General features: G+C 65.8%; 10 protein-coding genes. 2 read left to right on the top strand and 8 right to left on the bottom strand.

Features of this window, described 5'->3' with window-relative positions:
* The first annotated feature begins 26 nt into the window (after nucleotides 1–26).
* Both OIN59_RS06590 and OIN59_RS06585 read left to right on the top strand, forming a co-directional pair.
* Nucleotides 27–1,097, top strand: coding sequence for an ABC transporter substrate-binding protein (locus OIN59_RS06590; protein WP_274108346.1), 1,071 nt, complete (start codon nucleotides 27–29; stop codon nucleotides 1,095–1,097).
* 193 nt (nucleotides 1,098–1,290) lie between these two features.
* Nucleotides 1,291–2,274 carry a c-type cytochrome gene (locus OIN59_RS06585; RefSeq protein ID WP_274108344.1) on the top strand — a complete coding sequence of 328 codons (984 nt, stop codon included), beginning with the start codon at nucleotides 1,291–1,293 and terminating at the stop codon, nucleotides 2,272–2,274.
* 136 nt (nucleotides 2,275–2,410) lie between these two features.
* Here the strand turns inward: OIN59_RS06585 and OIN59_RS06580 are convergent, their stop codons facing one another.
* The 8 genes from OIN59_RS06580 to pbpC form a co-directional block, all read right to left on the bottom strand.
* Nucleotides 2,411–3,100: a cupredoxin domain-containing protein gene (locus tag OIN59_RS06580; protein WP_274108342.1), complete on the bottom strand. Its 690-nt coding sequence runs from the start codon at nucleotides 3,098–3,100 to the stop codon at nucleotides 2,411–2,413.
* A 79-nt stretch (nucleotides 3,101–3,179) separates the two neighbouring features.
* On the bottom strand, nucleotides 3,180–3,650 hold the full coding sequence (locus tag OIN59_RS06575) for a group I truncated hemoglobin (RefSeq protein ID WP_274108340.1): 471 nt from the start codon (nucleotides 3,648–3,650) through the stop codon (nucleotides 3,180–3,182).
* A 10-nt stretch (nucleotides 3,651–3,660) separates the two neighbouring features.
* A complete protein-coding gene (locus OIN59_RS06570) occupies nucleotides 3,661–4,605 on the bottom strand; it encodes a DUF3034 family protein (RefSeq protein WP_274108339.1) in 945 nt (314 codons plus the stop codon).
* Nucleotides 4,606–4,746: 141 nt separating this feature from the next.
* Nucleotides 4,747–5,538, bottom strand: a complete 792-nt coding sequence (locus tag OIN59_RS06565) for an anti-sigma factor (protein ID WP_274108337.1) — start codon at nucleotides 5,536–5,538, stop codon at nucleotides 4,747–4,749.
* Between the two features lie 7 nt (nucleotides 5,539–5,545).
* Nucleotides 5,546–6,121, bottom strand: coding sequence for an RNA polymerase sigma factor (locus OIN59_RS06560; RefSeq protein WP_274108335.1), 576 nt, complete (start codon nucleotides 6,119–6,121; stop codon nucleotides 5,546–5,548).
* A gap of 149 nt (nucleotides 6,122–6,270) precedes the next feature.
* Nucleotides 6,271–7,434, bottom strand: coding sequence for an alpha-hydroxy acid oxidase (locus tag OIN59_RS06555; RefSeq protein WP_274108333.1), 1,164 nt, complete (start codon nucleotides 7,432–7,434; stop codon nucleotides 6,271–6,273).
* Nucleotides 7,435–7,588: 154 nt separating this feature from the next.
* Nucleotides 7,589–9,877, bottom strand: coding sequence for a sensor domain-containing diguanylate cyclase (locus tag OIN59_RS06550; protein ID WP_274108331.1), 2,289 nt, complete (start codon nucleotides 9,875–9,877; stop codon nucleotides 7,589–7,591).
* A gap of 84 nt (nucleotides 9,878–9,961) precedes the next feature.
* Nucleotides 9,962–12,265, bottom strand: a complete 2,304-nt coding sequence (gene pbpC, locus OIN59_RS06545; protein WP_274108329.1) for a penicillin-binding protein 1C — start codon at nucleotides 12,263–12,265, stop codon at nucleotides 9,962–9,964.
* Nucleotides 12,266–12,275: the final 10 nt, after the last annotated feature.

Genomic DNA, 12,275 nt, shown 5'->3' with positions numbered 1-12,275 from the left:
CCCTCCCCACCAGAAAGGAAACCACCATGACCTTCTCCCCCCGCTTTGCCAGCCGCACCCGCCGCGCCCTTGTGACGGCCGCTGCACTGACCGCCGTGGCCGCCACAGGCACTGCCACCGCGCAGACCAAGACGCTGTACATCGGCATGAACGGCGGCACCATGGAGAAGGCGTATACGCAGTACGTGTTCCCGGCGTTTGAAAAGCTGCATGGTGTGAAAGTGGTGGTGGTGCCCGGCACGTCCTCGGACATCCTGGCGAAGGCCCAGGCCAACAAGGACAAGCCCCAGATGCACGTGATGTTTCTGGACGACGGCATCATGGTGCGCGCCATGGGCATGGGCCTGTGCGAAAAGCAAAAGCCCAACCAGCATCTGAACGACATCTACCCCGCCGCCCGCTTCAAGGACGACCTGGCCAGCGGAGTCAGCGTGGGTATGACGGGCATCGCCTACAACACCAAGATGTTTGCCGAAAAGGGCTGGGCCGCGCCCACCTCGTGGATGGACTTTGCCGACCCCAAGTACAAGGGCAAGGTGGTGTTCCAGTCCATGCCCTCCTCATCGTTCGGGCTGCACGGCTTCTTGATGTTCAACCGCATCCAGGGCGGCAACGACAAGAACGTGGAACCCGGCTTTGCCAACTGGGCCAAGACCATCGGCCCGAATGTGCTGGAGTACATCCCCAGCTCGGCCAAGATTTCGGAGATGGTGCAAACGGGCGAGGCTGCGATCTTCCCGCTCACGCCCACGGCCGTGGCTGCACTCAAATCCAAGGGCATTCCGGTGGAATACGCCCAGCCCAAGGAAGGCTCGGTGGTACTGATGACAGGCCAGTGTGTGATCGCCAAGAACAGCGAGCCCGAGCTGGCGCAAAAACTGGCCGAATTTCTGCTGAGCCCCCTGGCCCAGGCCAATGTGCTGCAGTTTGGCGCGCAGATCCCCACCAACCCCAAGGCGCCTGCCGTGGGCGAAGGGGCCGAGCAGGTGGCCAAGATCAACCAATGGATGAAGAACGCCGTGACGCTGGACTGGGACAGCGTGAACGCGAACCGCCCCGCCTGGAACGCGCGCTGGAACAAGACCATCGAGCGCTGAGAAGATGCTGAGAGGGTGTGGGCGGGCCACGCCCCCTCACACCAACGGGCCGTTTGTGACAAATGTCACCGGCCCTGCCTCACCCTGCGGTGGTGGGGTGTCACAAACCCCTTCTTCGACTTCAGAATCCGGCGCCTGGGCACGCTGATTCGTTCGGCCAGTCCGTCACCAATCGAAGAAGAGGGATACCACCATGAAACGCTGGATCAAATGGACCGCAGGCAGTGCGTTGCTGCTGGGCGTGATCGTTGTCGCCACAGCCGCCAGCGGCCTGTACCTGGCCGAGCAAAAACGCAACCGATACATCGACATCAAGCCCCGCCCCGTGGCCTACACCACCGATGCGCAGACTATCGAACGCGGGCGCTATCTGTATGCGTCGCGCGGCTGCACCGACTGCCATGGCGCACAAGGCACGGGCCGCGAGTTCGTCAACGATGGCAAGGGCACGCGCCTGGCGGGCCCCAATATCACGCCCGCCGGGGTGGTGGCGCGCTACCAGCCTGAAGACTGGAACAGCGTGATCCGCCACGGCGTCAAGCCCAATGGCCGGCCGGTATTGGTGATGCCCAGCGAGGACTACAACCGCTTTACCAACGACGACCTGAACGCTCTGGTGTCGTACGTGCGCCAGTTCCCCGCCAAGGAGGGCACGCCCGCCGTCATCGAGCTGCCCCACCCCGCCTGGGTGCTCTATGGGCTGGGGGCGATCCCCGATGCAGCCTCTCGCATCGACCACCAACTGGCCCCCTTGCGTCCGACCCCTGCAGGCGTGACGCTGGCCAACGGCCAGTACGTGGCCAACATGTGCATCGGCTGCCACGGCGCCAACCTGTCGGGCGGCAAGATCCCCGGCGGCCCGCCCGACTGGCCTGCGGCTGCAGACATCCGCCCCGGCACCCACAGTGCCGACAGCGCCCTGGCACGCTACCCCAATGCCGCGAGTTTTGTGGCCATGCTGCGCACGGGCAAGCGGCCGGACGGTACGCCCATTCAGGTGATGCCCTTCGAGTCGCTTGGGCAGCTCAGCGATGTGGATGCGCAGGCGCTGTACCTGTACCTGAACGCACCCCCTGGCAGCGTGAAGCAGGACGTAGGCAGCACAGCGCCCAGCGGACAAAAAAGCAGCGCCAACACACTGCCTTCAGGGCCCGGTGGGCTCAAGCTACCCGGTTGATCTCAGCGCCTGTAGACGGCCTCGCAGAAGATCGTCCACAAATGCTCAGGCGCAAAGAAGACAGAGCGCCCTCGGCTCCAAAAGATGGTTGCCCCGCTGACCTGCCACCCAGTGGACCACCCGCTGTGGTGGCGGGTCAGCTACCAGGGTGCAAATGTATGTGGTGAGGCGAAACGGGCGCCAGGCTGTACGACCCCATGGGTCCGCCGGGGCTGTTGGTAGGGCCCGCAGGCGGAGCAGGAGGAGCCCTCCGCACCCGTGGCACCACGCTGAGCTGCACGGTATCGAGCACCGGGCCGGGAACCACATTCAGCGCCTTGAGCGGCAGGTCCACCAGTTGCTCGGCGTGCCACACGCGCACCTGCGCGGCGCCATCGGGCACGCTGGCAAAACGGGCAAGGCCATCGTTGTCGGTCTTGAGCGTCCAGGCCGAATCGGTCACAAACACGTGGCCGCGCATGGAACCGTGCAGGTGGCAGCCCAGCAGCACCACGCCGGGAGTATCGAGTTTCACCTCGGCAAAGTTGGCAGGCTTACCGTCGGTCTTTCCGGCCAGGCGCAGCTCGAAGTTGTAACTGGCCGCAGCAGGGGCAGCCGCAACGGCCGCGCCCGCAGGATTGCCGCGCACATGGTGGTCCCACCGGTCCTGGTTGGTGAACCGCACGGTGGTGCCGGGCATCACCACCGTAACGGCGGGCACAAAACGCATGCGCTCTTGTTCGATGGTGGGGCTGGCCTGCAGCAGGCTGGGCGCAGTGCCCGCCGTGGCGCCGGGGTACACCACCACCACGGCGTCGGGCACGGGCTTGCCCTCGCGGTCCAGCACCTGGATCTGAACGTTTCCGGCTGTAGCGCTCGTGAATATTGCGCTAACAGCTATGATAATAATAGCGTTTTTCATCGTTTTAGCGTTGGGTGATCACATCACGGTGCATGGGCGCCAACAAGGCCAGCAGGCGGTTTTGTTGAGCGAACGGTATGCCCTGGGCATCCATGGCGCTTTGCAGCACCTCCACCAGGGCGTTGAAATGGCCCTTGTTGATGTCCATGTCGGCATGGGCCGATTTCATGTCAGCGCCTTCATATTTGCAAGGGCCGCCACTCAATTGGCAAAACTGGTCGGTCAGGCTCTCCTTCAGGGCGGCGGGCTTGGTGTCCTTGAAGTGGCTGCCGATGCGCGGGTCCTTGACCACACGGTTCACAAAATCGTCCACCAGGCGGGTGATGCCAGGCTTTTCGCCCAGGGCCTGGTACAGGCCTGCCGGAGCCGTGGTCATGACGGCGCCAGTCTGGGAAAACGCTGGCTGGGCCAGCAAGCCGCTCAGGGCGATGGCCAGGGCGACGACCTGGGCGTTGAGGGTTTTGGGGTGCATCATGACAATCTCCTCAAAAAGCGACTTGGGCCGACAGGTAGTAACCGGTCTGGCGGCGGTTGTTGGTGATGCCGGGCACGACCCGGCCCATATCCACATAGGCCAGCGTCAGCGACAGGTTCTTGCTGGGCGCCCAGGCCACAAAGATGTCCTTCCAGTCGTCCTCGCGCAACGCTGTGCCCAGGCCCGCCGCTGCACCCAGCGCCTGCAGGTTGTTGGGCTTGAAGCGGTATTCGGCCCCCACCGCCAGGTTCTTGCTGATGAGGTATGCCACCGAAAACTCAGGCTGCAGACTGCGGCTGTTTTTGCCGGGTGCGGCAGAGCCAAAACCCAGCAGGCCGTTCTGGTTAGCGTTGGTGTAGCGCAGCGTGCCGTTCACCAGCAGGCTTTGCGCCAGCAGCAGCTTGGTAGCGCTCACGTACACATCGGTGCCGCTGGTTTTGGTACCCAAAAAATCCAGCACCGACCCGATGGAGTCGGGGTGCACGCGCTTGTGCTCCACCCCCACCGCAATCTGCGGCATCCAGCTGTCGGTGTTCAGCACCGCGTCACCCGCCACCTTGACCTTGATGCCCACCACATCCATCTGGATGTGCTGGCCCGGCGTGACACCAAACGGCGCAATGCCGTTGAGCGCAATGGCGGGCGAGGCATCAAAGTCCTGCCGCGCCAGCGACAGCTCCACACGGTCGTGCAGGCCCACGGCAACGCCGTAGCCGTTCAGGCCGTAGTCCTGCGTGGCGGCGCGGGTGGCGTAGGCGCTGACACCCACCTCGCCCTCGGTGGCGTTGCTGCCGATCACCGCCCAGGGGGTGAGCCCACCACCGGCCGATCCGGCAATGGTGCTGACGCCGCCGGTAAGCAGCAGCTTGCCGGTGTCAGCGTGGGCCAGGCTGGCGGTGGCAAGGGCCAGCGCTGCGGCAGAAGCCAGCAGGGTGAAAGGGGGGCTGTGTGTCATCGCGGTCTCCGGGTAAGAAACAAGGGGCAAGAAGCTGTTGCAACTTACATACGGCCACCAATGCAAACCGGATTCACGAATCTCAAAATTTTGTGACGGGCTGCCGCACCCCGTCGCTCAGACACACGGGCGCTCAGCCGCTCACAACATGCGCTGGATCAGCTCGCCCTTGAACAGCACCGGCCCAGTAGGCCCGGTCTCGCTGGGCACGCCGCCCTTGGGCTCCAGGCTGATGGCCAACGCTGGCACCTGGCGCACATCGGCCTCGCCTGCGGCCAGCTTGAGCAGTTTGTCCTGCCCCAGCACCCCCAATGAACGGGGGCCGCCAGCGGGCGGCAGCGCCCACAGCTGCAGCGACTTGTCGGCGCCCTCCTGAAAGCCGCCCACGCGCTGCAACACCAGCTGGTTGTTCTTGGGGTCAAAGGTGACGAGCATCGACGCAGTGGCCTTGTCGTCGGCCAGCACGGCCACGTATTGGATCTGTGGTGTGGCCTGCAGTTGCTGCTGCAGCGCTGCCATCTGCGCGCCGGTGGTGGCACGCAGGCCGCCGTTGACCTGCACGCCCACCACAACGGCCGCCAGCGTGGCCATGGCGCCCGCCGCCGCAGCGCCGCGCCACACCAGCAGGTTGCGCCACCAGCCGCCTGTGGCCGCAGCGGCTTGGGGCTCACGGGCAGCCTGCATGGCCGCTGCAGCCTTGTCGGCCTGCACCAGGTTGTCGATGCGCGCCCACACAGCGGGTGCAGGGTTGATGGCGGGCTGCAACTCGGTCAGGCCGGACCAGCGGGTCTGCCACACCAGGGCGGCGGCGCGCACCGTGGCGTGTTCACGGGCCAGGGTTTCAAAACGGCGGCGGGCGCCACCGCGCAGGGTGCCCAGGGCGTAGCTGGCGGCCAGGCGGTCGAGCAGTTCGGGGTGTTGGGTGATGTTCATCGCCGCCTCACGCAAAACGCGCCATGCAGGTGCGCAACTGTTCCAGGCCCCGGCGGATCCAGGTTTTGACAGTGCCCAGCGGCAGCCTGAGTTGTTCGGCCAGCTCACCATGGCTGTGGTCGCGCAGGTAAGCCAGGCTCACTACCTCGCGTTGCTTGTGGTCGAGCTTGCCCAGGCAGTGGTGCAGCGCAAAGGCCTGCTCGCTGGCGTCGGCAGCGTCCATGGGGTTGGGCGCATCGCCTTCCAATGTCTGCGCCATCTCGTCGTCCAGATCATTCATCAGGCCGGCCCGGTCGCTGGTGCGCTTGCGCAGGGCATCCAGCGCCCTGCTGCGCACAATCAGGCCCATCCAGGCCATGGGCGGGCTCAGCGATGCACGGTAGCTGCCCGCGCCGCGCCAGATGGTCAAGAAGGCCTCCTGCAGCACATCCTCCGCTGCATCGCGGTTGCGGACAATGCGCAGGGCCAGGCCAAAAAGCTGCGACGAGGTGCGCTCGTACAGCCTTTTGAGCGCAGAGTCATCCTGCGCGGCAATGCGGTCGAGGAGGTCCATCAGTTCACGATCTGGGTGGAGGGTGCTCATGGCGCCCATTCTCTGGGATTGGTCGGCTCCCACGGGATTGCGGGGGTTTGCTGTCGTTGAATACGCCACAAACCGGCCAATGGATTCAAACAGGGGTCAGAAACGACGAAGGCCGCAGCGCGGCCTTCTCGGGGACAGGTCTGAAAGACTCAGGTCGGATACGTGCCTGGCAACAGAATGGACTGGTCCACGTTGTTGATGTTGGTGTGGCCACAGAACGCCATGGTGATGTCCAGCTCTTTCTGGATGATCTGCAGCGCACGTGTCACGCCCGCCTCGCCATAGGCGCCCAGGCCATACAAGAAACTGCGGCCAATCAGCGTGCCCTGCGCGCCCAACGCGCGGGCCTTGAGCACGTCTTGCCCGCTGCGGATGCCGCCGTCCATCCACACCTCAATGTCTTTGCCCGCCGCTGCGGCGATGCCCGGCAGCGCGGCGATGGAGGATGGCGCGCCATCGAGCTGGCGCCCGCCGTGGTTGCTGACGATGAGCGCATCAGCGCCGCTGTTGACCGCCAGGCGTGCGTCCTCGGCGTCCATGATGCCCTTCAGGATCAGCTTGCCGCCCCAGCGCTTTTTGATCCATTCCACATCGCCCCAGTTGAGCTGCGGGTCGAACTGCTCGGCCGTCCACGACGACAGCGACGAAAGGTCCCCCACGCCCTTGGCATGGCCCACGATGTTGCCGAACGAGCGACGCGGGGTGCCCAGCATGCCCAGGCACCAACGCGGCTTGGTGGCCAGGTTGATGAGGTTGGCGATGGTGGGCTTGGGTGGGGCCGACAGGCCGTTCTTGATGTCCTTGTGGCGCTGGCCCAGGATCTGCAGGTCCAGCGTGAGCTGCAGCGCCGAGCAGTTGGCAGCCTTGGCGCGGTCGATCAGGCGCTCGATGAAGTCGCGGTCGCGCATCACATACACCTGAAACCAGAACGGGTGGTTGCCCGTGTGCTGGGCCACGTCTTCGATGGAGCAGATGCTCATGGTCGAGAGCGTGAACGGAATGCCGAACGCCTTGGCCGCCTTGGCGCCCAGGATCTCGCCGTCGGCATGCTGCATGCCGGTGAGGCCGGTGGGCGCAATGGCCACAGGCATGGCCACGTCCTGGCCGACCATGGTTGTCCGGGTGGTGCGGCCTTCCATGTTCACGGCCACGCGCTGGCGCAGCTTGATGCGCTGGAAGTCGCTTTCGTTGGAACGGTAGGTGCCCTCGGTGTACGAGCCCGAATCGGCGTAGTCATAAAACATGCGCGGCACGCGGCGCTGGGCAATGACACGCAGGTCTTCGATGCAGGTGATTTTGGACAGATTGGGCACGCAGGCTCTCCAGAATGAGGGATGCGGCGAATGGTAGGCGGTGGCGCGGGGGCCAGCCATCAAAATTTTTTCGGCGGCTTGCAACAAATTTCCAGCGGACGGGCACAGGGGCCCACCGCGCCAACACCCAAACGCCCAGACGTCTGCGGATGACCTATTGGGCTGTGGCCGCCAGGGTGGGCCCGGGCAACACCACCTCGGGCTCGGCATCGGGGCCCCGGTAGAGCATGAAGCGCATGCGCCCACTGCGCTTGGCCGCATACATAGCGCCGTCGGCATGGCGCGACAGCTCATCGATCGTGCTGCCGTGCTGAGGGAACAGCGCAATACCACCGCTGACACCCACCCGCGCCGGTTGCCCGGCCAGATCAAACGCTGCATCACAGGCCGCCAGGATCTTGCGTGCCACAAGGCAGGCAGGCTCCACCCCGTCCAGCCCAGGCAGCAACACCACAAACTCATCGCCCCCTTGTCGGCACACCGTGTCGGACGCGCGCACCGCCGCCTGCAGGCGCTGGGCAAACTGCACCAGCAGGATGTCCCCCACGTCGTGGCCCAGGCGGTCGTTGACCTCCTTGAAGCCATCGAGGTCCAGGTACATCACCGCCAGCGACTTGCTGTCGCGCCGCGCCTGGGCCATGGCCAGTTGGGCGCGGTCTTGCAGAAGCACGCGGTTGGGCAGGTCGGTGAGTGCGTCGTACTGGGCCAGGTGGGCCATGCGCTCGGCCATGGCCACAGCCTCGGTCACGTCGCGCAGCACCGCCACGGCACCGGTCACGACCCCATGGCGGTCGTTGATGGGGCTGGCGGTCTCCTCGACCTGGAAGCGCTGGCCGCTGGTGCGGTGCACCAGCACACCACGCACGGGGTCTGTCGCCACGTCCTTGAGGATGGCCGTGCGCAGCGTGTTGGCCAAGGGCATGTCGTTGTGGGGGCTTCGCAGGCTCACCACCTCATCCACGTTGTGGCCTGCGGCGTCAAAAGCCTGCCAGCCGGTCAGGCGCTCTGCCACGGGGTTGAGGTAGGTCACCATGCCCTTGGCGTCCGAGCAGACCACGGCGTCGCCAATGGCCTGCAGCGTCAGGCGCACGCGCTCTTTCTCGTCGAACAACTCGTCCTCCATGCGCTTGCGCTCGGTGATGTCCGTCACCTGCACGAAGAGCCCGGTGACCACGCCGCTGGGGTCAGCGTCGGGCTGGTAGGAGACGATGCTGTGCCGCGGCAGGCCCTGCGGGTCCTTGTCCGTGCGCTCAAAGCGCTGCGGCGCCCCTGACAAAGCCAGATCGTAGTAAGGCTTGCTGGCGGCGTAGCGGGTTTCGCCGAGCAGTTCGCTGATGTGCCGACCGTGCACCGGTACCGGGTAGGTGCCGAACTCCTCCAACACCGCACGGTTGGCAAAGCGGTTGCGCATATTGGCATCCCAATAGGCAATCATCGAGGGCACGTTGTCGAGGGTGGTGCGCAGGTCGTGCTCGGCCTCGGCCAAGCGCACCGAAACCTGCTGGCGCAGCACCAGCTCCCGCACGAACAGCAGGGCCAGCCCCAGGCAACCCAACATCAGCAGCACCGCAAACCCGCCCAGCCCCCAGGCGCTGCTCCTCCATTTGGCCAAGATGGTGTCGGCAGATTGGGCCACGTTCAAGATCAGAGGGTAGTTGCCCACGGGCCGGAACGAGTACAGGCGCTCCACGCCGTCCAGCGCAGCCTTGCCCACAAACGAACCTGTTCCCTCCGTCTGAAAGCGCAGCAGGTTGGAGGAGCCGGCAATGGTTTTGCCCACATCGGCATCACCATACGGAAAACGGGAGATCACCACCCCGTCCTGCCGGAACATGTTGATCCCGCTGTTGGACCCCAGGTCCAGCGAGCCAAACAGCTCGTTGAAATAGCTCAGGCGGATGGCACCCACCACCACCCCGGCAAAACTGCCGTCTGCATTGAAGTACGCACGCGAGATGGGCAGGATGTTCAGGCCCGTCACCCGTGAAGGCACGGGTTTGCCAAAGAACAGCCCGCTTTCACCCCGGTCGCGGAACGCCAGAAAGTAGTCGCGGTCGGCAAAATTGGCGCGGCGGGGGGTCAGGGTTCCAGAGTCCAGAATGACGCTACCCTGCGCGTCCAGCACCAGCACATCGCCCGCGCCGCGTGCGCGCAGGGAGTTGTCAAACACAACCCGCGAGCGCAGGTCGGGAGGCAATGCCCACACCTCGGGCCGCGCCACCTCGCGGGCCACGCCCTCCAGGGATTTGTCGAACGAGTCCAGCGACCACGCCAAGCCCTGCTCCAGGGTGCGGGCTAGGTTGGCATTGGTCTGCACCGCGTAGCTCCACTCGTCGTTGCGAATGGTCCAGATGGTGCGGGCAAACAACGCTCCAATACCCAGAGCCACCAGCAAGGCCAGCCAGATCAGGCGGTGAGAGAGAAACTGGCGAAGCGAGGGCATAGGGATAGTTTGCGACTATTTTAAACAACCGCCTTAACCGGGACTTAGCCCGAATTCACACCGTATTCCTCGGATTGGCCACCGTCAATGCGCACCAGCCCGGGCGGGCGCGGCCACCACACCGGCGCCACGCACCTCCAGCCGCACCTCGTCCAGCACCTTGCCCTGCGCGTTGGTGATCTGCACCACATGCCGCCCAGGCCAGGGCAGCCACGCCACCCGGTGTCCACGGCCCAAGGGTTTGCCGTCCAGCCGCCACTGCACCGCGTCGCCCGTGGCGGTGAACTGCAGGCGCTGGCGTGTGGGCGGGATGTCCGGGTCCAGCGCAATCACCGTACCGGATGCAGGGGCAGTGATGCGAGCCGGAGCACCCGCTGCAAGCGGTGCGGGTGTGTATGCAGAATTTTTAGAGGTTTTTTGGTCAAATGTGCCCGTAAAGTATGGCTCAGCAGCTATTGAATCAATAGCAAACAAAACCTGTTGCGTGCCGGGTACAAACCATTCGTCGCGCGCGGCCTCCAGCGGCTGGGGGCTGCCTGCGGAGGTCAGCGGCCCCGGGCCAAAGCGCACCGCCGCGCGCGCCAGGCCCGCAGGGGCCTTGGGCGCCCTGCTGGGCTCGCGGGCATGCAAAAAACCCATCACCGCCGCCCAGATGGGCGCTGCGCCGCTGGTACCGCTGACCTCGTGCATCGCAGCGCCACTGGCGTTGCCCACCCACACGCCCACGGTGTAGCGCTCGGACCAGCCCACGGCCCAGTTGTCGCGCATGTCCTTGCTGGTGCCGGTTTTCACGGCCGACCAGAAGCGCGTGGCCAGCACGCTGTCGGTGCCAAACGTGCGTGCGCGTGCATTGCCGTCCGACAGGATGTCGCCCACGACGAAGGCGGCGTGCGCGTCGATGGCGGGAGTGAAGCGGGGTTTGGCATCGGCCAGCGCCACGGCGCTCAGCCGCCCACCGTTGGCCAGCGTACCTGCAACAGGACTGGCCCGCCCGCCGTTGGCGAGCGTGCGGTAGGCATTGGTCAGGTGCAGCAGCGGCACCTCGGGGCTGCCCAGTGCCAGGCTATAGCCAAAGTAGTCGCCACTCTCGCGCAGCGGCAAACCCACAGCGCCAAGCTGGCGGTGGAACGCGTCGGGCGTGACCATGACCAGCGTGCGCACCGCCGGCACGTTGAGCGACGCCGCCAGCGCCGTGCGCACCGACACCCAGCCCTTGAACTGGCGGTCGTAGTTCTGCGGAATGTAGAGCCCCCCAGCCGTGGTGATCTGCGCGGGTGAGTCCTCCACCAGCGACGCTGCCGTGAGCCGCCTTTCTGCAATCGCCTGGGCGTACAAGAACGGCTTGAGCGTGGAGCCCGGCTGGCGCAGCGCCAGCACCCCATCTACCTCGCTGGCCTGGCTGAGCTGGCCGGATGACCCCACCCAGGCCAGCACGGCGCCCGTGGCGTTGTCCAGCACCAGCACCGCGCCGTCTTCCACATGGCGCCCGCGCAGCTCGCGCAGGTGCTGCTGCAGGCTCTGCATGGAAAACCGCTGCAACGGCGCGCGCAGCGTGCTGGTCACCCGTTCGGGCACCGCCCCATCCTTGAAGCGCTGGCGCAGCAGGTAACGCGCAAAGTGTGGCGCCACGCCTTCACTCGCGTCGAACGCGCGGCGCTGCAGCGCGGCGGTGGTGAACAGGTCCAGCGCATCACAGTCCACACGCACCGCCTTGGCACCGGGGCGCTGCTGCATGTCGCGCAGCACCCCGCAGGCGCGCTGCGCCACCAGCGCAGGCCGGGCATTGGGCGCACGCACCAGGGCTGCGGCCACCGCGGCCTCGCGGTCGTCCAGACCATGGGGCGCCTTGCCAAACAAGGTGCGGCTCAGGGCATCAATGCCCACCAGCTCGCTGCGAAACGGCACGAGGTTGAGGTAGGACTCCAGGATCTGGTCCTTGCGCCAGCGCCGGTCCAGCACCTGGGCCGCCACCGTCTGGCCCAACTTTTGCACCACGGTGCGGCCCCCCGGTCCCTGGCGCCAGTCCCCGTCAAGCAGGCCCGCGAGCTGCATGGTGATGGTGCTGGCCCCGCGCGTGCGCTGGTTCCACAAGTTGCCCCAGGCTGCGGCCGACGCAGCACGCCAGTCCACGCCGCTGTGTTCAAAAAAACGCTTGTCCTCGCTCAGCACCAGCGCCTGGCGCAGCGCGGGCGACACATCGGCCAGCGGCACCCACTGGCCGCGCCGCACCGTGACATCGGTGCGCAGGCGCTGCAACACTTCGCCTTCGCGCGAGAGGATCAGGGTGTCCGAGGGCTTGAAGTCCGCGCGCACCTCGTCAAACATGGGAATGGCCCAAGCGCCCGAGGCGCAGGCCGCCAGCACCAAAGCGGCGGCCTGTGTGCGCATGCGCAAGGTG

Origin of the sequence: Acidovorax benzenivorans (assembly GCF_028680575.1) — a bacterium.
Taxonomy (GTDB): Bacteria; Pseudomonadota; Gammaproteobacteria; order Burkholderiales; family Burkholderiaceae_C; genus Acidovorax; species Acidovorax benzenivorans.
The sequence above is the reverse complement of the archived record's forward strand: the minus strand, read 5'-3'. Positions and strand labels throughout refer to the sequence as shown.

Excerpts from the sequence above, each read along its gene's own strand:
- OIN59_RS06575 (WP_274108340.1), bottom strand. The coding sequence starts at position 3,650 with ATGATGCACCCCAAAACCCTCAACGCCCAGGTCGTCGCCCTGGCCATC.
- OIN59_RS06560 (WP_274108335.1), bottom strand. The coding sequence starts at position 6,121 with ATGAGCACCCTCCACCCAGATCGTGAACTGATGGACCTCCTCGACCGC.
- OIN59_RS06565 (WP_274108337.1), bottom strand. The coding sequence starts at position 5,538 with ATGAACATCACCCAACACCCCGAACTGCTCGACCGCCTGGCCGCCAGC.
- pbpC (WP_274108329.1), bottom strand. The coding sequence starts at position 12,265 with ATGCGCACACAGGCCGCCGCTTTGGTGCTGGCGGCCTGCGCCTCGGGC.
- OIN59_RS06590 (WP_274108346.1), top strand. The coding sequence starts at position 27 with ATGACCTTCTCCCCCCGCTTTGCCAGCCGCACCCGCCGCGCCCTTGTG.
- OIN59_RS06570 (WP_274108339.1), bottom strand. The coding sequence starts at position 4,605 with ATGACACACAGCCCCCCTTTCACCCTGCTGGCTTCTGCCGCAGCGCTG.
- OIN59_RS06585 (WP_274108344.1), top strand. The coding sequence starts at position 1,291 with ATGAAACGCTGGATCAAATGGACCGCAGGCAGTGCGTTGCTGCTGGGC.
- OIN59_RS06550 (WP_274108331.1), bottom strand. The coding sequence starts at position 9,877 with ATGCCCTCGCTTCGCCAGTTTCTCTCTCACCGCCTGATCTGGCTGGCC.